At 40.8% G+C, this 19,644-nt stretch carries 21 protein-coding genes and 1 tRNA gene; 11 read left to right on the top strand and 11 right to left on the bottom strand.

Annotation, left to right across the window (positions count from 1 at the left end; all coding sequences use genetic code 11):
• Window positions 1-165: 165 nt before the first annotated feature.
• Window positions 166-1,341 (top strand): aminotransferase class I/II-fold pyridoxal phosphate-dependent enzyme, encoded by a 1,176-nt coding sequence (locus tag QE357_RS08920; RefSeq protein ID WP_309706801.1) that lies wholly within the window; start codon window positions 166-168, stop codon window positions 1,339-1,341.
• Window positions 1,342-1,398: 57 nt separating this feature from the next.
• Here the strand turns inward: QE357_RS08920 and QE357_RS08915 are convergent, their stop codons facing one another.
• The gene (locus tag QE357_RS08915; protein WP_157830438.1) at window positions 1,399-1,698 is read right to left on the bottom strand and encodes a hypothetical protein; all 300 of its coding nucleotides are present in this window, start codon (window positions 1,696-1,698) and stop codon (window positions 1,399-1,401) included.
• Between the two features lie 142 nt (window positions 1,699-1,840).
• Here QE357_RS08915 and QE357_RS08910 point away from each other — a divergent pair, with 142 nt between their 5' ends.
• Both QE357_RS08910 and QE357_RS08905 read left to right on the top strand, forming a co-directional pair.
• Window positions 1,841-2,182, top strand: a complete 342-nt coding sequence (locus tag QE357_RS08910) for a hypothetical protein (RefSeq protein WP_309706798.1) — start codon at window positions 1,841-1,843, stop codon at window positions 2,180-2,182.
• Window positions 2,183-2,208: 26 nt separating this feature from the next.
• The gene (locus QE357_RS08905) at window positions 2,209-2,490 is read left to right on the top strand and encodes a hypothetical protein (RefSeq protein WP_307142791.1); all 282 of its coding nucleotides are present in this window, start codon (window positions 2,209-2,211) and stop codon (window positions 2,488-2,490) included.
• Window positions 2,491-2,530: 40 nt separating this feature from the next.
• Here the strand turns inward: QE357_RS08905 and QE357_RS08900 are convergent, their stop codons facing one another.
• Window positions 2,531-2,779 (bottom strand): hypothetical protein, encoded by a 249-nt coding sequence (locus QE357_RS08900; RefSeq protein WP_106638074.1) that lies wholly within the window; start codon window positions 2,777-2,779, stop codon window positions 2,531-2,533.
• A gap of 359 nt (window positions 2,780-3,138) precedes the next feature.
• On the opposite strand from QE357_RS08900, the gene QE357_RS08895 reads away from it, so the two are divergent.
• The 7 genes from QE357_RS08895 (at window position 3,139) to QE357_RS08865 (ending at window position 8,207) form a co-directional block, all read left to right on the top strand.
• Complete coding sequence (locus QE357_RS08895; protein ID WP_309706795.1) at window positions 3,139-3,348, top strand: hypothetical protein; 210 nt, start codon at window positions 3,139-3,141, stop codon at window positions 3,346-3,348.
• Between the two features lie 41 nt (window positions 3,349-3,389).
• Window positions 3,390-3,722: a DUF6686 family protein gene (locus QE357_RS08890; protein WP_106638076.1), complete on the top strand. Its 333-nt coding sequence runs from the start codon at window positions 3,390-3,392 to the stop codon at window positions 3,720-3,722.
• Window positions 3,719-4,156, top strand: a complete 438-nt coding sequence (locus QE357_RS08885) for a hypothetical protein (protein ID WP_309706792.1) — start codon at window positions 3,719-3,721, stop codon at window positions 4,154-4,156. Before QE357_RS08890 ends, QE357_RS08885 begins: the two co-directional genes overlap by 4 nt.
• Window positions 4,156-5,085: a DUF6607 family protein gene (locus QE357_RS08880; RefSeq protein ID WP_309706790.1), complete on the top strand. Its 930-nt coding sequence runs from the start codon at window positions 4,156-4,158 to the stop codon at window positions 5,083-5,085. Before QE357_RS08885 ends, QE357_RS08880 begins: the two co-directional genes overlap by 1 nt.
• A 431-nt stretch (window positions 5,086-5,516) precedes the next feature.
• Window positions 5,517-6,356, top strand: a complete 840-nt coding sequence (locus QE357_RS08875; RefSeq protein WP_309706788.1) for a hypothetical protein — start codon at window positions 5,517-5,519, stop codon at window positions 6,354-6,356.
• Window positions 6,357-6,843: 487 nt separating this feature from the next.
• Window positions 6,844-7,557, top strand: coding sequence for an SDR family oxidoreductase (locus QE357_RS08870; RefSeq protein ID WP_309706787.1), 714 nt, complete (start codon window positions 6,844-6,846; stop codon window positions 7,555-7,557).
• A gap of 5 nt (window positions 7,558-7,562) precedes the next feature.
• Complete coding sequence (locus QE357_RS08865; RefSeq protein ID WP_309706785.1) at window positions 7,563-8,207, top strand: flavin reductase; 645 nt, start codon at window positions 7,563-7,565, stop codon at window positions 8,205-8,207.
• A gap of 293 nt (window positions 8,208-8,500) precedes the next feature.
• Here the strand turns inward: QE357_RS08865 and QE357_RS08860 are convergent, their stop codons facing one another.
• Both QE357_RS08860 and QE357_RS08855 read right to left on the bottom strand, forming a co-directional pair.
• Entirely contained in the window at window positions 8,501-10,051 is a 1,551-nt protein-coding gene (locus tag QE357_RS08860; RefSeq protein WP_309706783.1) for a S10 family serine carboxypeptidase-like protein, read from the bottom strand.
• 273 nt (window positions 10,052-10,324) lie between these two features.
• Window positions 10,325-12,487: a hypothetical protein gene (locus QE357_RS08855; protein WP_309706781.1), complete on the bottom strand. Its 2,163-nt coding sequence runs from the start codon at window positions 12,485-12,487 to the stop codon at window positions 10,325-10,327.
• 403 nt (window positions 12,488-12,890) lie between these two features.
• On the opposite strand from QE357_RS08855, the gene QE357_RS08850 reads away from it, so the two are divergent.
• Window positions 12,891-13,130 (top strand): DUF3738 domain-containing protein, encoded by a 240-nt coding sequence (locus QE357_RS08850; RefSeq protein ID WP_309711349.1) that lies wholly within the window; start codon window positions 12,891-12,893, stop codon window positions 13,128-13,130.
• A gap of 66 nt (window positions 13,131-13,196) precedes the next feature.
• Here QE357_RS08850 and QE357_RS08845 read toward each other — a convergent pair.
• The 7 genes from QE357_RS08845 to QE357_RS08815 form a co-directional block, all read right to left on the bottom strand.
• Window positions 13,197-13,269: transfer RNA gene (locus QE357_RS08845), tRNA-Thr, on the bottom strand.
• A gap of 498 nt (window positions 13,270-13,767) precedes the next feature.
• A complete protein-coding gene (locus QE357_RS08840; protein WP_309706779.1) occupies window positions 13,768-14,406 on the bottom strand; it encodes a hypothetical protein in 639 nt (212 codons plus the stop codon).
• Window positions 14,407-14,511: 105 nt separating this feature from the next.
• Window positions 14,512-15,477, bottom strand: a complete 966-nt coding sequence (locus QE357_RS08835) for a hypothetical protein (protein ID WP_309706777.1) — start codon at window positions 15,475-15,477, stop codon at window positions 14,512-14,514.
• A 498-nt stretch (window positions 15,478-15,975) separates the two neighbouring features.
• A complete protein-coding gene (locus QE357_RS08830) occupies window positions 15,976-16,953 on the bottom strand; it encodes an MrcB family domain-containing protein (RefSeq protein WP_309706774.1) in 978 nt (325 codons plus the stop codon).
• A gap of 15 nt (window positions 16,954-16,968) precedes the next feature.
• Complete coding sequence (locus tag QE357_RS08825) at window positions 16,969-18,183, bottom strand: hypothetical protein (RefSeq protein ID WP_309706772.1); 1,215 nt, start codon at window positions 18,181-18,183, stop codon at window positions 16,969-16,971.
• Between the two features lie 2 nt (window positions 18,184-18,185).
• Complete coding sequence (locus QE357_RS08820) at window positions 18,186-19,196, bottom strand: nucleoid-associated protein (protein ID WP_309706771.1); 1,011 nt, start codon at window positions 19,194-19,196, stop codon at window positions 18,186-18,188.
• 70 nt (window positions 19,197-19,266) lie between these two features.
• Window positions 19,267-19,557: a hypothetical protein gene (locus tag QE357_RS08815; protein ID WP_309706769.1), complete on the bottom strand. Its 291-nt coding sequence runs from the start codon at window positions 19,555-19,557 to the stop codon at window positions 19,267-19,269.
• Window positions 19,558-19,644 lie beyond the last annotated feature (87 nt).

Here is a 19,644-nt window from a genome sequence, read left to right as displayed (position 1 = left end):
TTTTTCTACTAAGGATTTAAAAAACCATTACTCACCAAACATATCTACTGTTTATTACTCATTGTATAGATTTGTTTTCCAAATTAAAAGATAATTACCTGTTTTATATACTAAATCTCGAACTTTGCAGGCAGAAAATTGAATCCAACGAATCTCTTCGCATACATGGCATCTAAAGAAACGCTGGCGATTCGGGCCCAGGCCGAACGCTCTCAAAATCGTGAACACTCTGTTCCTTTATACTTAACCTCCAGCTTTACCTTCGAGGACGCCGAAATGGGCCGGGCGATGTTTGCCGATGAAATATCGGGGAATGTGTACTCGCGTTATTCAAACCCTAACGTCGACGAATTCATTACTAAAGTTTGTCTGCTGGAAGGCGGGGAAGACGGCATTGCCTTTGCCTCTGGAATGGCGGCTATTTTCGCAACCTTTGCGGGAAGTCTGCAAGCAGGCGATCATGTCGTGGCTTCGAAAGCTCTGTTTGGTTCGGCCATTCAGATTTTGAACAAGATTATGCCCAAATGGGGTGTTACGACCACTTTCGTAGATGGCCATAATCTTGAACAATGGGAAGCTGCTACGCAGGAAAATACAAAATTCTACTTCTGCGAAAGTCCTTCAAACCCCGGTCTGGAGCTGACGGATTTACGGGCTCTTTCAGCCATCGCCAAAAAACATAACGTAGCTCTGGCGGTAGACAACTGCTTTGCAACGCCCGTTATTCAGAACCCAATTGAGTTAGGGGCTGATCTGGTTATGCACTCGGCTACCAAATATATGGATGGTCAGGGTCGCGTACTGGGCGGTATTCTGGTAGGCCGTAAAGACCTGATTGAACCCATTCGCTTTTTTGCTCGTCATACCGGCCCTGCGATGTCACCCTTTAACGCCTGGGTTCTATCGAAAAGTCTGGAAACCTTATTCGTACGGATGCGTGCTCACAGCGAAAATGCTCTGACGCTGGCTCGTGCTCTGGAGGGTAACACGGCATTAGCAGCAGTGCATTATCCCTTCCTCGAAAGCCACCCTCAGTATGACTTAGCCAAGCAGCAAATGAAGTACGGCGGAGCCATCCTGACTCTGGAAGTCAAAGGCGGTTTTGCGGCAGTAAACGCCCTTACGCAGCATTTGGAGATTGCTTCGATTTCTCCTAACCTTGGTGATACCCGTACAATTCTGACGCATCCTGCCAGCACAACGCACTCAAAATTGAGTAAGGAAGAACGAGCTGAGGTAGGCATTACCGACGGGTTGGTTCGGGTAGCCGTGGGGCTGGAAGCCATCGATGACCTGGTAGCTGACTTCAAGCAAGCTCTGGACAAAGTAGCGGCTCTGTAGTTTATAGATATAGTAAAAAAGAAAGCGGCAGGAATTCGATTCCTGCCGCTTTCTTTTTTACCTCGGTCCTCTGGTTCTGGGCCCACCACCCCGATTCCCCCGGAATGAATCATTTCTTCTTCCACCATTTGGTGCGGGTCGATAGTTATAATTCCGGTTCCAGTTTTTTCGGTATACCCGAGGAGCGGGAGCTCTATAAACCCGGGGCCGGTAATAAGGCCGGTATCCGTACGATGGGCCATAATAGGGACCGTAATATCCGCTATTGTATCCATATCCATCTGAATAAACCCGAGACGAACAGCCCGTCAGCAAACTGCCGAGAGCTAGTATTCCTATGATCAATAATTTTTTCATGGCTTCAGCTATTTTCTTCCTATGACTCAAATTTCGTGCCTGAGGTTTAAAGCTTTAATTCTCTGCGTGTTAAAAAGAGTTAAGGCTTCGTTCTATACTAGAGGTACGAGTTTTTTGAGTCTAGCGTTTTAAAAAGAGAGCTATGGCTACAGCAACTACAAGACTTCCGAAGGTAACCCAGTCGATGAAAAAGCTGCTGGATTACGCTGAAGATATTCGTCAGAATCATCCCCAAATCTGGAAAAAAGGCGGCAATACGCAGGGGAACGACAGTTACGATACCCTCAAAGAAATTGTTAATCGCGGTCATTTTGAAGAGAAAGACCGTGCGTTTGTACAAACCTGGAATGCCTGGAAAGCCCGCCATCAGAACCACACCAACATTGCAGGTATGGTAGCCAGCTTGAAATGGCTGGCGGTGCCGGAAGTAGGCCTTCGGGAAATGAAGAAAGTGATTACCGAAGAAGTCAAAAAAGAAAAATAACCATCAACCCAGATTAATCTGCTTTTATGAAAAAACTAGAAAATCAAGTGGCTGTAATCACCGGAGGAGCCGGAAGCGTAGCTACAACCCTGGCAGAAATTCTTCGCGAACAGGGAGCAAAAATTCTTTTGGTCGATGAAGATAAAGAAGCTCTACAAACCGCTCTGCATCGACTCGGCGTGGGAAATGGCGATGATCTGGCCTATGAAGTAGGCTCTAACTCAGAAGATCCTTCCCTTTATAAACAGAAAGCAATCGAGCGTTTCGGCCAGGTTAACCTATTCATTACGCTTCACGATACCATCTGATTCTAAACAAAAAACGCCTTCAGTTGAAGGCGTTTTTTGTTTAGAAGTTTGCATACTGATTTGTATTCTTGGCAGGCCTGAATTCCTTACAGGTAATTCCCTTTTTCTGCATGGCCTGAATGATTTCCTGTGACTGTAAACTCTCCGTGTCGATGGTCAGTAGGTGATTCGCTTCCAACAGATCTACACTATAGCGGTAATAACGCCCCCGTAGACCATCCAGACCATACGAAGCCTGAGCCAATCGGGATGGACAATCAATGTTTGTCCGAAAAAGTAATGTTTTCATAAGGCTTATTAGGTTGTGTCTGAAATGTGGGATTGTCTTCCCCGCAACAAATGTAACAGAGTTATTTTATTTATAATCATTCTAAATAAAATAATTTGTGTTTTCTTTACTGCCTACTCATTTCCTGATACACATTCCTATTACTCTGGTTACTTTACTGATAATTAGCTATTTAATTAAAAAATCCATGGTACCGGGGTTACCCAAAGCACTTTTTCTAAAGTTTTAATGAAAAGAGCTTGCCAGAAAAAAAAGTATCATGCACATTTGCATTAATTATATTTAGTCTAAATAAAAGAAGTGGTTTTTAAACATGTAGTACCCTTTACTTGAACATTCCCTTATTCAACTCTACTACAATGAAACAAATCAGCTTTCAAACCAATCTGGATTCGCCTTTGGGGATTCAGCTCATCAAAGAAACACTGGCTTCACTCGGCATTACCCGCTTCAGCGTGGATTTCATTAGTCATTCACTTGAAGTATTCAGTGAGTGGATTGCTCCTGAACGCATTGCTGAAGCCTTGAAGAAACTGGATATTCATTGTCAGCTACTGGCCGTGAAATAAGCCCATCCGATTGTTAGTCATCACGCTCAAAACTGGCTTTTATGCACCAAGATCACTGCTTCCGAACGCTCACGCAGCATCCCAATGGATACATTGGCTATTGTGAAGGCTGTCTTACTTACAACGTCGCCTATAACAATATCCTGCTGATTTTCAACGGAGATGACTATCAGTATTTTCTGGAAATGCTACATGAACGTTCTAATCTGGTGTATTTCCCCACCAGCCACGGCAAGGAATTACTGATGCGTTCGCCAGTTTTGAACTTAAGTATCATTCTTTCCGAAAACGAGCTGGAAGAACTCATCAGCATGATGGAAGAAGTCAGCCTGATTGTAGAAGCTCAACGTATTTTAAACACCTATCCCCAATGATCACCCTTTCCCGTTTACGCATTTTATTTTTCTGGGTTCTGACGACGATATGCATGATTTTGCACTTCAATTTTCACGTTGGCGATCTGTTTTACGGAATTAATATCGTACAGGAAGGGGCGAATGGCCAAAAGCCTACTTCGCTGGTAATCATACGCTTTATCTTCGAAATTTTCCCGCTCATCTGGGCGGTAAGCCTGCTTTATCTTCAATCTATCGCGTGGCGGAGGGTAAACTTCTTTCTGAGCGTTCCATTCACGCTGGCTCATATCAGCCACGTCGTGGGCGAGCTTAAGGAAGGGGACCCTTCGCAACTTTTATTACTCACGTTTGTGATGATCATGAGTTCTTTATTAACCCTCGAATCCTGGAAATGGATGAAATCCCCCGAGTCAATGCCCGTGTCCGAGCAACCATCTAAAATTGTTTATTAATGAAACGTATCTTACTTACCCTAACCTTAGGCGGTTTATTTACCTCAGCTTTTGCTCAAAAATCCGCCGACATTCAGGCCATCAAAGGGCAGTGTGGCTGTCATGCCATTACGTTCAAATACGCCGAGACATTCTCCCCCAATCCTGAATACAAGTTCAAGGAACGGAAAGAAATGGGAGCTCTTGAATATGTTTTCGTGGACGAAGAAACGCCTAACAAGCTGGTGCTGATGCACTTGTTGGTTATTAACGATAGCACGATTATCAAACACTGGCGGGAAGACTGGAAATTTCAGAATACCGATCTGCTCGCTTACGACAAAGAGGCCAGTTGGAAATACAAATCATTACCCACTTCCGAAGCCAAAGGTCAGTGGTCACAACAGGTTTTTGAGGTAGATGACAGTCCACGTTACGAAGGCTCGGCAACCTGGTTCCACGCCGATGGTCGTCACGTGTGGGAAAACACCACAGACGCCCCCCTGCCCCGCCGCGAGTATACTACGCGTAATGATTACAACGTCATGCGTCGTGGCAACCAGATCGTTATTACCGATTACGGCTACCTTCACGATCAGGACAATGGCAAAATCTTACGCACACCCGAAGGCGAAAAAGTAATTGCTTACGAAAAAGGCATTAACGATTACCATCGCGTAAAAGACGCCGCCTGCAATTCTGCCAAAGAATGGTGGAAAACCAATCGTACCTTCTGGGTGGACGTTCGTAACGTCTGGGGTGACCTGATTGCCCAGAAAAAAGGCATCGAACTAGAGAAAAAAGTAGACGGTAAAAGCCTGAATCAATCCCTCGATGCTCTGGCGAGTGCCTATCTGAAAGCACCCAAAGCTTCCGCTGCTAACAAAGCCGAAATCAAAGCTACTATTCAGAAATACCTGAAAAACAAGGATTTGATTGGCATGAAATAATGTCTTGTGTTTGGAGAAGTCAAGCGGCTTTCAGCATTGCTGAAGGTCGCTTTTTTTATGGGCTGTTGAAATGTATATTTTTCTAAAGATCAAGGAATTGTCTAGAGTTATATAATCGCCGGACCTTAGTATAAACGAATTCCCACAGCTGTCTTCTCGAACGCAGGGAGAGAGCTTACCTAGTCTTAGGATAACCTTACCTGACTGAAAGTATATGGAAAGACCCGTAAGTTCCTTCGCTTCGCTCTGGATGACAGGCTTGGAAGAGGCAGGTAGAAACCTGCCGTGATCGTAGGAACGAGAGGATATCTTGAACCAGGGGTAAGCGAGGAAGTTTAGGGTGAAAAAGAACTCTTCATTTTATTTGAAAGTCCTTTTTATCGAGTCTTTGACAATGGTTGAAAAAATATATATTTGGACGCATCCTCACCTTGTCAAATAGTCTAAATGGATCAAAAAGCGTTAAAAATATTAATTACGGAAAGTACATTCGGGAGACAAATTCATATCATATTCCATCAGCTGAAGAGTTTGAATATGCCAAGCGTGCGGGATTAATGTTTGATGCGATAACTTTATCTCATAATCAGGCAATTGACTGGCTATTTGAAGCAAGGGGAAAAGTTACAAAAAGACAAGTAACTTCTGCTTTTGTAGCAAGCTTTTCAAGTAATAGACTGGATTGGAGAAGTGGCTTATCAGCCTACGTTTTAGCTCTGAATTTTCCTGCTCATTCGTATTCTAAACCACTAAATGATTGCAAACCTTGTCCTATTTGTGGAGACTTTTTTTTGGAAGACCCAGAAAGAATCGACTTATCTGGCATTAATAAAGACAGATTCACCCTAGGTTGTGCTTCTACGCCTGACGATCATTTATCGGTTCCACTGCTGGCATTTCACCTAGAGCAGCACTCTCTTTTACCAGAGATAAAACCCACACTAAATGATGTTTCTATACTAAAGGAAATTTTTAATACGGTATCTCAAGCGAAGGAAAATGATACGCCAAATGATTTGGAAAAGTCAATAGCAAGCAAAAAATTGTTTAAATCCAATCACTGGCAAAGAAGATGTGTATTACAAACATTAAGTTTTTGCAATATCATTGAACATCCAAGGGCTCAAGGTTATACGAATCATTTTGTTTCTCCAGAAAAACGTTCAATCAATAATCATATCAGTGAATGGGATTACCCCATTAGACTTTGGAAGGGTAAGTTTGGCATCCATAAAGCTGCACTTGAATATTGGTTTGGTGAGTTCTTTTAATCTTTATAAAGAAAAATACGCCTCTCTTAACACCTCTAATGTGAGATTCCATTACTTGGTTGCTTCCCGAATTTCATCCGGGTCCATCCAGACCGGGGCTATTCATAATTTAACCCCGATGGAGTTGTTGTTAAGATTATTAAAATAGTCTTACGACAAATAACCCCGGAGGGGTTAAACACGAATAGCCCCGGATGGAATCCGGGGACACTTTTCCCACAATCGCTCGGCTCTTAGCTGTAGGCTTGGCCGGTAAGGTGCAAACTAATAGCGGGTCAGAAAATCCCGTTCACAATCAAAACTGGCTTGCTAACCTCGGTCAGAGATAACCGAAACAACTCCTCTGGTGCGAGATTCTATCTCGTTCCTACCCTAAGGCAGGTTCCACCTACCGTTAGATACTCCACCGGAATTAGCTAAACAATGCTTCCCATCGCGGGTTAATGCATTGCTTTTCTACGCAAACACCATTTCATCTCTGCCCCACATGAATTTACAGGGAAAAAATATCCTAATCGCAGGCGGAAGCTCGGGCATTGGTCTTTCGACCGTCAGCTTACTCTATGAACAAGGAGCCAACGTATACATTGTTTCAAGAACCGCTCACGAGCAATGGCCCGCTGAGGTGCATCACCTTGCCCTGGACGTAACCGATCCCGCTGCATCTGTGCAGGGCTTTTTACCCGACGTATTACATGGGTTGGTCTATTCCGTAGGCAGTATTAACCTCAAACCCTTCAACCGACTTACAACAAGTGACTTTTTGCAGGATTATCAGCTAAACGTCCTAGGGGCCGTATCCCTAATTCAGCAAAGTCTGAAACCCCTGAAAGAAGCTAAAGGTGCTTCCATTGTGCTTCTTAGTTCAGTAGCAGCGAAGGTCGGGGTGCCTTTTCATGCCAGTATTGCCTCGGCTAAAGCGGCCATTGAAGGGCTGGGCGTATCACTAGCCGCGGAATTTGTCACTCAGAAAATCAGGGTTAATACCGTTGCTCCTTCCTTAACGGATACCCCACTGGCTCAGTCTTTACTCAATACATCTGAAAAACAGGAAGCATCGGCCAAACGTCATCCGCTGGGAAGAATTGGGCAGCCCGAAGACATTGGTAATTTGATCGCTTTTCTACTTTCCGACCAGAGTTCATGGATAACGGGCCAAGTTATTGGCGTAGACGGAGGCTTGGGCCATTTAAAAAACTAATAGACATGACCATTTTTCGAGACAGTGATATCGCGGCAATGGAGAAGTATTTCCGCATTAACCTGATTAATAGTTTACCGGGTTACAAGTCGCTCAACATGTTGGGTAGCGTAAGTCCTGAAGGAGTAACTAATCTAGCTCTGGTCAGTTCTGCTTTCCATCTGGGGTCAAATCCACCGTTGATTGGATTGATCATGCGTCCTCAGCGACCCGAAAACGACACGCTTCATAACATCAGATCAACCGGCCAGTATACGCTTAATAACGTTCTGCCCGACTGGTACGAAAAAGCTCATCAAACCAGTGCTACCTATCCCAGCGGTGTATCTGAGTTCGAAGCCTGTGGCTTTGAGCCTCTTTATATTCAGGAGTTAAAGGCTCCCTTTGTGAAACAGTCCTCCATAAAAATGGGACTCCACTTACGGGAAATGATTGACATTAAGCTGAACGGAACTACGCTGGTAATTGGAGAAGTAGTGGCCCTGCTGGTAGACGAACCTCTCATTGAACAGGATGGCTTCATTAACCATCATCAGGCGGGTACAGTAACCGTGGCCGGGCTGGATGCTTACTACCTCACACAGCCCTTGCAACGGATGGCCTATGCCAAGCCGGATAAAGAGCCAAAGGCCTTATCCACTCATTCATAACAGACAAGGGAGCAGGTTATTTGTTGGATTTTTAGAGCCTCTCATTCGAGAGGAAAGTTAGAATTAATTTATCTACCGAGTCCCCTGGTGCGAGATACCCTCTCGTTCCTACCCGAAGGCAGGTTCTGCCAGCCGCCATCTCCTCTAAGCCTGTCATCCAGAGCAAAGGACCTTATACCCTTTGCAAACTAACTGGGTCCTAAGGTACTTTACGTCCCTTTCTACGGAGGGTTATATTACATGAAGAGGCCACCAGAAAAATTCCGGTGGCCTCTTTCTATTGCTAACGGGTATTAATACTTCGCAGGCTGTCCAGCTTTTGGAGTGCTTTTCTTAATGAATTCGCGTAAATGCTCGTTACTGGTAGCGAGGTCTTCTTTCCGCAGGTACATCATGTGGCCACTGCGATACCCTTCCCAACTCATCCGGTCTTTCAGCTTGCCGTTGGCGTTAATCTGCCACATGTTATACTTAGCGTTGAAATAATCGCAAGCTCCGTCGTAATAACCCGATTGAACCAGCAGGTGCAAATACGGATTCTGGGCCATCGCTGCACGTAGGTTTTCGCCGGTATGATCGTTTGTGCGATCCCAGGGAAACGTTGGACCGAACATGTAATACTTCAGATCAGTCTTATAATTGAGTTCTTCGCGGAGGTACTGGTTAATGGCCGGAGTAAAGGAATGCAACCACGAAGTTAGTTCGGCATTATAATCAGGGCTGGTTCCAGCATCTTTTACATCGATGCCCAGGTAACGTGAATCCAGACGGCCTACGGTATAGCCTTTATCCCGCAGTAATTCTTTCCAGAAATAATTGGTTGGAATATCCAGATTCTGCTGCAATACTGCTTTCTCGGATAAACCGGAATAACGGGCTACTTTCGTCGCAATTTCCTTCTTTTTCTGTTCAGAAATTGAGCCTCCCATGGCCAATGCGGGAAGGTATTCATTGATGGTGAAGCTTTCTACCTCAGGTAACACTTCTGTCAGATCTTTTTTCTGCAAATCTGCTGCCAGAGCTTTATGATACCAGGCCGTTGCGGCCATGTATGGTAAAGTCAAAGCTCCTTCCGTGGGGCCTTCGCGTTTGATACCCAGATCCGTAGGCGATACCAGAATAACGCCATTCAAATACATCCAGTGACGACTTTGTAACTCCAAAGCAAGTCCAGACACACGAGTGGTGCCATAACTTTCGCCAATGAGATACTTCGGCGATGCCCAGCGATTGTAGCGACTTACGAAGGTATTAATCCAGTCAGCCAGATACTTCACATCGGCATTCACCCCAAAAAACATCTTCGCCGCAGGGACATCTTTGTTGGCGGGACGCGAGAAACCCGTATTAACCGGATCGACGTACACAATATCAGCTACATCCAGAATGGAATTCGGATTGTCCTTCATGCCGTAAGGCTGCACAGGGTAACCCTCATCATCTACTTTCAATATCCGAGGACCGGTATACCCAATCATCATCCAGACCGAAGCTGTGCCGGGGCCCCCATTAAAGGAAATCATCAGTGGCCGCGACGAGCGATCCGTAACGTCGGAGCGTTCAAAATAAGTAAAGAAAACGCCTGCGGCGGGTTTGCCTTCTTCGTCCCAAACCGGGATAGTTCCAACGGTGGCTTTATAAGGCACTTTATGTCCTTTGATGGTAACTTCTCCCTTCGTGACCACCTGAGAATCCAGATTCAGGCTCAGGCTTTGAGTAGAAGATTTATCGTCTTTCGGAGCGGGTTTTTCGGTAGGAGTCGCCGCCGGACGCTGAGAATTTTGAGCATGAGCCACCGTAGCTAATTGCAGAGCAGCCAGTAAACCCAGGAAAACGTGCTTCATGAGGGAAGAAGAATTTTATAGAGGTGATGAGCTAAAAATACTAACAATCCTCTTCAATAAGAAGTATAGTAGAGACGAAAAGTGGATTTTGTAGCGATGAAGGGAGAAATGGGGACTTTCTCCTGCCTATCCTCCGACGTTAGTTAGGCTCAAGTAAAACGCCGCTTTGGCAAAACATCTTTTTACAACAGTTATTAAGAACGTTTCGCTAAACCTCATCAACGATGAGGATATTTAGAGCGGCTTGCTTTAGAAAGCAAGCCGCTCTAAACGTTAATATTTAATTTCTACCATTACCCCTTCCGAAAAATTCTCGAATTTTAATAACAGCGTATGCGTTGCTTCGTCCCAGTTTTGTTCAAAAGGTAAGGCCTTCTTCTGATGCAGAACCGTAATCGTCTGCGGTTTTTTCGGCAGACTTATTCGCATGACGTTATTCGTTTGCGAAGGGCTTTTTGTCAGGAAACTGACAAATTTCGAACCTACTTTAAAATCATACACTCGGGAAGCCGCTGCCAATACCTGAGGCTTTTTCGAAATTCCCTTCAATCGATACACAAAAGCCTGCTGATCGGGCTGAACTACTTTAGAAGCCAGCACCGGCAAACTTGGATCGTATAAGTCAATCACTGGCCCAGGAATGGTTAAGGGCGTTTTATCCGGATGCTCATCCATCACCGCCGCCAGCGTATACGGCCCCCGGTCAAGCTGATACGAGTTTTTAAACCTCAGCGTTCCTGCCTTTGCCTCGCCTTCGTAGGCCTGCTGAATCTGCTGGATAAAAGCCTCATCCCGACCCGGCTGCATGGCCAGCTCCTTCGGGTCCACTTTGGTTATAAACACTTTCCCTTTACCATAAGTATACGAAGCGTCATTCGTCGTTACGGGTACATTCATGAGTTTTAACAGGTGCTCGAGGGGCGTTTTATACTGGTTATCACCCGTATTCCACCATTCCCGCACGTGTTGAAAGGCATCCGTATCCCGTCCATAATATACCAGTACGCCTCCCCCTTTTACCCACTCCGCCAGCTTTTCGTGCACACTTGCCGCAAAAGGTTTCATGTTGGCGTATGACATAATGAGTACTTTCGTGCCTTGCAAAGCTTCAGGGTAACTCAGGTTTTCCATGTGTACCAGATCAACCGGAATGCCGCGTTTAAAGAGCGGTAAAGCCATGCCGTAAAAATTCGATAGCTGTGGATCTTCATACCCCTGATGCGTCGGAAATCGCTGGAACATCATGGAGTTACCCAGCAACACCGAGACCCCCTGACTACCCGTTACTTTATTCGTCGAAGCAGGCATATCATTGAGCGAGTTAATCATCACCTGCATTTGCGTGGCATAAGCCGGAGAAATGGACTGCGGCTCGGGGTTATCTCCCACCTGATACTTTCCTAGGTAAATCCGGTGTGGCCAGGGCATGACCTCAAAATGATCCACACTGGGAAACATTAATTCAGCCGTAAAAGTCGCTTCGTAGTTCCGCTTGTAATCATCCCAACTACGAGTGCCATCTTCGATGGGGTCGGTCAGGAAATATACCGTTTTCTTCGTCGGTGCCGTCATGGATACTACGGAGCTATATTCCAGAAAAGCATTCTCAAAAACCCGCTCCTTTTTGACACCATTAAAATAGTTTGGCACCCGCGACGTGCCCGTCCAGACCTGAGCGATATAGCCATCCATTCCCGGCAAACTCGCCAGACTCGCTTCGGGACTCACAATTTGCCAAGCCGAATAATTCAGCAGCGAATGCGTGGGTACGTAACATTTGATACGCGTGCCTTTGCTCTCGCTGTATTCTTTCGCGTAGAGGAACACTTGCTGAAGAGCCCGGTAATACAGATGATATTTCAGTTTGGAAGACAGATACGTCGCCTCGGGTGATTCATGCTGGGCCTGCCAAGGCGTTTGGTAATACGCCTGCCATTCCTTCTTGAAAGAAGGACTATACCCACCCTGAGCCCAAAATTCGGGTTCTTCCAGATACAAAGCCGAGACGCCCTGGTCAATCGCTTTTTTGACCTGAGCTTTCAGGTAACTGATATAAGACTCGGTGGGTACGATATAAGGCACATCCACACCGTGTAAAATGGGTTTCCCCTCGCGATCCGTCTGTACATCGTCTTCGTGAGTTTTACCGTCGAATGTTCCGTGGAAATAGTCCTGATAATTACCCCAGGATACTCCCGTCATGAATTGCAGATTATAGCCCTTCTCCCGCCAGGACTGTGCCCGGTAGTTAAAGGTACTATCCATGGTATAAAGCATAGCAATGTCCGAACGTATATCATAAGCAGCACTCCAGGGGCGGTCAATCTGCATGGACGTTTTCTCTGGCAATTGCTTCTGAGCCAGTACTGAAGACGCGAAGGGTAATAAAAACAGAGGGATATAGGCTTTTCTCAAACACATGGTAATCAGGGACATTTTGTATGAAAGAACTCGCAAATAAATCACCATTGCAGCATAAAATACAGAATCCCTAATGCGAAGTACTTAAATTACTAAAGGTTCTTTTTATAGTACACAATTATTGTATTATATCCTTTCTGAAGAATAAATTTTTAAAATATCAATAAACTACAAAATAATATTCCAAATCGAATGGTTTGGAATTTACTATTCCAAAGGAAGCCTCTCCGTTCCAAATGTGTAGAATAGCTTAGTAGTAATTAGTCTCTAGCTATATGGTACCGGATTTATCTGACTGATAATGAATGATTACCAATCCATGCTGAATTGCAACTAAATACCGTATCCGTTTATCTGCTAGTCAGACGCAAAGATAAAACTGCTCTTCCTTCTTCAAGTAAACCGTACTCTATGAGTTATAGGGGCAGAGGGCTCCAATCCACCGGAGTTCCCATCGAAGTTTTTACGAAATTATACTGAAATAACACTCAGACGTCCCGTATTGGATGAGACCGACTACTTTAACCAATATGATTTGAATCTGGAACTACGCCTGGAAGACAAAAAGCAAAGCTTACTGGAAGGACTTCAAAAATTAGGTCTGACACTTGTCGAAAGCAAACGACCCATCGAATACCTTATTTTAAGCTCTAAGTAAATAAATGGATAAGAAAAGTATAAAACAAAAGGTTACGAATGACTTCGTAACCTTTTGTTAACTAAGAGCCCCCTATCGGGATCGAACCAATGACCTACTGATTACAAGTCAGTTGCTCTACCAGCTGAGCTAAGGAGGCCTTTCTTTGTTTGACGAAAGCCTATTCGTTCAAACGGGATGCAAAAATAGGCAGGATAAATGCGTTTGTCAAGGGTTAGGGATAAATAAATTAGAATATTTATTGGTTATACTTTTTAATTATCTCATTGTCAGAATAGTACTGAGGTCTCTAGTACAAGAATTAATAACTTCTAATCAGGTCCCTTTCGAGAAGATAATTATGGGAGTTGTTCTGCCTTCAACCTGTCATCCAGAGCGAAGCGAAGAAACTTACTTGCCATTCCCATTAGCTCTTGATTAGAAAAGATTGCCCCAAGCTCAATCAAGATCGTTCAGTGAGTTAGAGAGGATAGTTAGGGCCATTCAGTCCTAACTTATTGATACCGCAAACAATGTTTAGCCTGGCAGCATTACGAACTATTAAAAAAGAAACCCGCCGTTACTGGTGACGCTCCACTAAGCACCCATAACAACAGAATTCTTTTTCACCTATTTTGAGAATAGGATTGTTGTAAATCTACTTTAGCTTATCTAACCATTTGAAACCATACTTCACCTGTAATCCAATTTGATAGCCTGAGCCATAGTTAGCAATAGTCCCACTTCCTGATTGCCCTTGATTGTAAAATGAATAAGAACCTTTCTCTAAAGGAACTGAACTGAGAATATTCCTGACTGTATACTGTCCATACAAAGACAAGTATAAGGATGCAAATATTTTTTTCTCTAACTCTAGTCTTACCTGTGGGAATAGGGTTAAAGTGCTTTTATAGTCACTCTCCGTTTTTAAATTTGAAGAGAAAAGAATATTCCCGTTACCATCCTTAATGTAACCCGTTCCCTGCTGTACATTTAGATACCGATAGTTCCCTACCCCAGCTCCGGCTAAAGCATATATTTTAAATTTTTTATTAGCCTGGTTAATCAATTCCCTTCGATATAAAACCGATAGCAACGTCAAATTATTAGGATTAATATAATCCGAAAAACTATTTTTAAAAAGCATAGCAATCCGGTAGGGATAATTTATCATATCAATTTCAATTCCATTCTTAGTGGGTTGATAGGAAGCTACCAATCCATATGAAAAATATCTACCTTCTCGGTTTTTCACCACATCAAGTCCTTGCTTAGGACTAACCTGTTGAAAACCCATTTTTTGAAACCCAGTCAATCCTACTTGAATTGACTGGGAAAAGCATGAGCTAAGGATTAAAAAGTATAATCCACAAGATAAAACTATATTTTTAACCATATCTAATTATTGATCTTCTCTAAGATCATCGCTATGAACGTTTCCTCTCCAAGTAACTTGACTATTAGCAATAAAATATTTAAAATCAAAAGGACTGTCTATTAGATCAGCTGTAAATCCTGATTCACCAATGCCAATAGACAAAGTAGATCCATCAATATAATTATCAATAAGCCCACAGTTCGTACATGACCTTGCAGGAGGAGAAACATGTCTTAAATCTACAATAGTAGGTAATGTCGATATGTCATAAACTACGTCATAACTCATGTATAAGGCATCTGTATCGTCTTGCCACCAACCACCCCACCATCTTTTATTCTGAAACTTAACTTTACAACCTATAGACTTATAAATCAACCAGTTATCATTATAAATCACTGTAGCCGAACGATGACGATCATCCCAGTCATATATGGTATGATCTACTCCATTGAATAATGTTCTTCCGCCAGCTAATGAAGTACGTTCATGATATACTCTACCGATTTTTATACCATCTTGTATGATGGTTTTATTAGGCTGAATGTTAAGAAAAGCAAAAGGATCAAGTGCTCTAACCTTATCAATTTTATCAAAGGTGCTCATAAACACAATATCAGGAGTAACTCTAATAAACAAATCGCCTACACTAAATTCTCCATTTTTATTTAAGATAGAGGCAAATATCGGATCGAGCATTTCATCATATAGAGCAAGTTGACTTGAATCTACACTAACACGACCACCAGTAGAATAATTATCATTCTTCATATCCAGTATAGATAATATGACAGTAGAATCATTCCATTTCTTAAGTTGTTCAGGAGAAAGAGTTTTCAATTTATCTATTTGATTTTTGAAATCAACGGAAGATGTAAATTTCATAAAATCGGTTACAGAACTTATTGATGTTGGTTGTAATGAATTATAATCTCTACAACCTAAAAGAATAAAAACAATACTAAAGAGAGTAAACACTTTAATTTTCATAATAATTTGATTAAAGGTGATATTTTATTTCCGCCTCTAATCTAGGTTTTTTTATTTTTAAGACATCTTAAGATATAATTAAAACAGAATATCATTAAGCTTTACGATATTACTAATAACACTCCGCTAAGTATTAAATAGAAATAGGAAGCTTAGATTAAGCTTCTTATTTCTATTTTGATGACCTTCGCATCATAATATCTTAAATTATTCATGTTCAGTCATCTCCATTCATGCCATTATAAGTATTTAGGCTAACTGATCGCACGTTCTATAAATTATCAATTATATACCTGTTATCCTTATAAATTATTTTGATCGTATCCTAAATTCTTCCCGCATCTGGTTTATACAAAATATTTAAGCAAGACAAAGGTAAAAACAGAAAGCCCTTACGAGAATCTCGTAAGGGCTTTCTGTTTTTACCGTGATCCCAGCAGGATTAATAAATTACCATATAACAATTTAACTATCAGTAATTTAATACAATAATTATAGTTAAGGGTGTAACTTAGGTGTAATTAATACTTTCAAAGCATGTACATCGCTAGGGTCCTTCAACTTATGAATCATTCTATGACAGTTGGAACAAAGCACAACAAAGTCTTTTCTAGCATCTAATTCTACCTCAATACCGTCTAGCGTAGAAATAGGGACTAGGTGATGTGCTTCAATAAAACTTTTACCTAGCTCTCCGTATTTCTCTTCAAAGTTAAAGTCACACGCTTTGCATGTATAACCTTGAACATTCTTGACCAGCTTTACCAACCGGCCATTCCTTTCCACTGCTTTATGAAAGTTAAATTTCTGTAACTTCTCAATTCCTTTGAATTTTCCTTCTTCATCAGTAACAGCTATATCGATTTCATCAACATTAGCATCACCATTATGAATACTTTCATTAAAGCTTAAGGATTTGTATATGAGCAACATTTCATCGATGTCAGCGAATAGAGTTGTTTCATCTGGCATCATTTGAGCATCGTAGAATTTAGCCAGGATATTACCACTCTCATATAACTCCCCTAGCTTTGAAGCTCTAGAGCTTGAATTAACAAGTTTGATAGGGTCAAAAGTGAAGTTCGCTGAGAGTTTTCCTAACTGAGCTCGATAATCTTCAGCTTTATTTTTAAGAACGTCACTAACCTTCCGCCGATATTTAGCTTTCAAATCCGTAACTCCCTGATTTAGTGAAAAGTATACTCCAGACATATCCTCTTTGAAAAGAAAAACTGGATAGAAACCTGTCTGAGCTGTTTGAGTCACTAAAATATCAAAAATAGCAATCCATGGAATAGTATTCCAGTTTCCTTGACCAGCAGAACCTTTAATTATATATCTACCAGTATCAGATATATGATTTCTAATTATTTGTGGAATAGAGTTTCTTAATAGTTCAGCCGTCGGATGTTTAGCTATAGACTCAGATCGAGCAGTTAAGTAATTATCGAAAACTAAGGTTAGACTATCTTTCATACAGTTGAGCAATACTTAGTAAGACGCTAACTTTGGATTTTGAATTACTGGTTTCGGTAAACCAATTTTATCAATCTGCTCAAACATAAAATATAAAAATGTAACAGCTAAACCAGCCAGTATAATCATAAAAGACCAGTAAAATATTTGTGTAAAAAAAATTTTCCTATTTACAATCTTACTTTTGGGTACTATTTCGCTTAACTTAAGGCCGGACTTATTTTTAATTGTTTCAAAATCAATCTTGAAATCCTTTTTAACTAAAAGTAAATCATGGTAATTATAGGTCTGAACAACTGAACAATAAATCCAATACAGAGAGAAAGCTATAATAATGTATATTATAGTTTGCTTACTTTCTATTTTATAGCTAGAAAATAAAGTAGCCCCGATCGAAATAGGAATAGCAATAAATTGAGCAGACATTTTATTGACTATTTCTCGAATCGATACGAAATATTTATCCTTCTCCTTATCCAAGTCACTTTTCAGTTTATCGAACGAAAAGTTTTTAAGCTGCAATTGATAATTATTGTCTGCTTGTTGTATCAAAGAATCAAGCTTGTCAAATATTGAATTTACTTGACTAATAATATTGTTTGTGCCATTAGAAAATAAAATATTCTTAAAATGATTTTTAAAGTCCTCGTTAGAGCATTTAGTAATTAAATTATTCACCTCCGGCATATAATTAATATTATTATTCAATGGTGCTACTGAACTAGGGTATTTAATTTTTAATATACCCTTAAGTGTTGAATAAATAACTATTTCATTATAGGCCGAGTTATAATAATCGCAAAACTTATTTGATTTTAAATAATCTTCAAAAGCTTTATAGGCTATAATATTATTTAAAAAATATATACTAGCAATAGGACCCTTATTGTTATAAGACTTTTTACTATTCATATCATAATAATAAAATGTCCCATCCCATAATAGAATTACGATATTTTTAGTAATTGTTTGATTATTGAGGTCAATAAACTTCTTGTTTTTTTCAACACATCTTTCTTTATTGAGAAAAATGAGAGTATTGGGTATTGAACTTGAATCTATGTGAAATTCTGTATTACTAATTTCTTCAAATTCAATCCCAATACTATTCAGTTTATCTGCGTAATCAGGTACAGTTGTCTTAAGTATTAAAGTATTATTAACGTCATCACATTCATCTGATGACCACTGTATTAACCCAAAAACAACTTTAATCTTATCTAGTAACATATTTAATCGTATTGTGCTCTTTCAGAAATAATATTCTGAATAAGTTCAGGAGAATCAATCACTATAGTACCAGTCTCTAAATTATAAGTTATTTTTTCCGAATCCAAATAATTTAATGGAAAGTTCATACGGATTTTATCAGCGACTATTTGCAAATTAACCAACCTTTTCAATTCAACTGCATGAGCTTTAAATTGATGATCAATATCAATTTGGTTTTTGAGCGTATAATTTGTCATATACTCGGAATCATTATAAAAAAAATCACTAATCTTACGAAGATCTATTTCACTCTTATGAGCCCTAACAAAGTCTACTACTTTGTTTCTAAATTGCTCTCTAGTTAATTGGCTACCGTCTTCAACTGGCAAATCAATACTAGCTATCAATTTATTAAATACTTTTGTTTGATCTAGACTTTTAGCCGTTTCATTTGCACAAATCCATTTTTTAAAGAAAGAAGAATGTTTTGCTCTTTTACCAATAAATGAGAGGTATCTTTGATTAGTATTATATTTATTCATAGATATTCTCGCAGCCATAGCCATTTCTGCTGTATCAATGAATATAGAATCATCTAATTGATAAATGCTATCTATATCGTTTCTTTGGATCATAACTCCATCCTTATTTCTAATAAAGAAGATCGCAACATAATCATATATAGACACTTTGTAATGGGCATATAGAAGATACCCATCTTTTGTATTTAAATTTTTCATCAACTTCAAAACTTTTTCAGAAGTATCATGTGAAAAATTGTAAAAAACATCGTCAGTTTGTTTTTTATAAAATTGTTCAAAGTGATGTTTCATCATACTGTTTTGAGAATCATCAGGATCTTCAAATACAGCAAGAGTTTGTGAAGATTTAGTGTACTTTTCTTCGAGTTCTTTAACTATTTTAATAACTCTATTATCAATAGTTAGTAATCTGGCTGACGGTAATTTTCTTGCACTTCCATCATCATTTTTAATAAGTTGGTGGACTACCGCTCTTTTTACTTCAATCATGGGTTTGTTTGATTAAATGGGTTAATTCTTAGATGAAAGTTTATAGTGGATACATTCACTTGCTTACTTCCTAATTGGCATACTCCGTCACTCGTCCATCAGGCCCAACATTGATAGTAATCACTTTCTCTTTGTTCATGTTGAGTAACGCCATGATTAGCCATACGGTTAGCCAGAGCCCACACGTAACCAAGGACAGAATGATGTGAAGGGTGTTGTTGATGGAAGCTTTCTTTTTGACGACGGCCGTTACGGCTTGTTCATCTTTGTAGCTCAAGGCATAGCCTCTGGATGCATAGGAAAGTACCGCCTGGTTCAATATTGACAGGCGTTCGGCATCCGATTTCGGATTGGCATTCATACAGTTAAAGGGTTAGATAAATTTTGACAACTATTAAATATCAATTTATAGTATTTTTACTTAATTCACACTTTTAGGTGGTGAGTG

The organism is Siphonobacter sp. SORGH_AS_0500 (assembly GCF_031453245.1).
Taxonomy (GTDB): Bacteria; Bacteroidota; Bacteroidia; order Cytophagales; family Spirosomataceae; genus Siphonobacter.
This window is presented reverse-complemented; position numbering and strand designations above follow the sequence as displayed.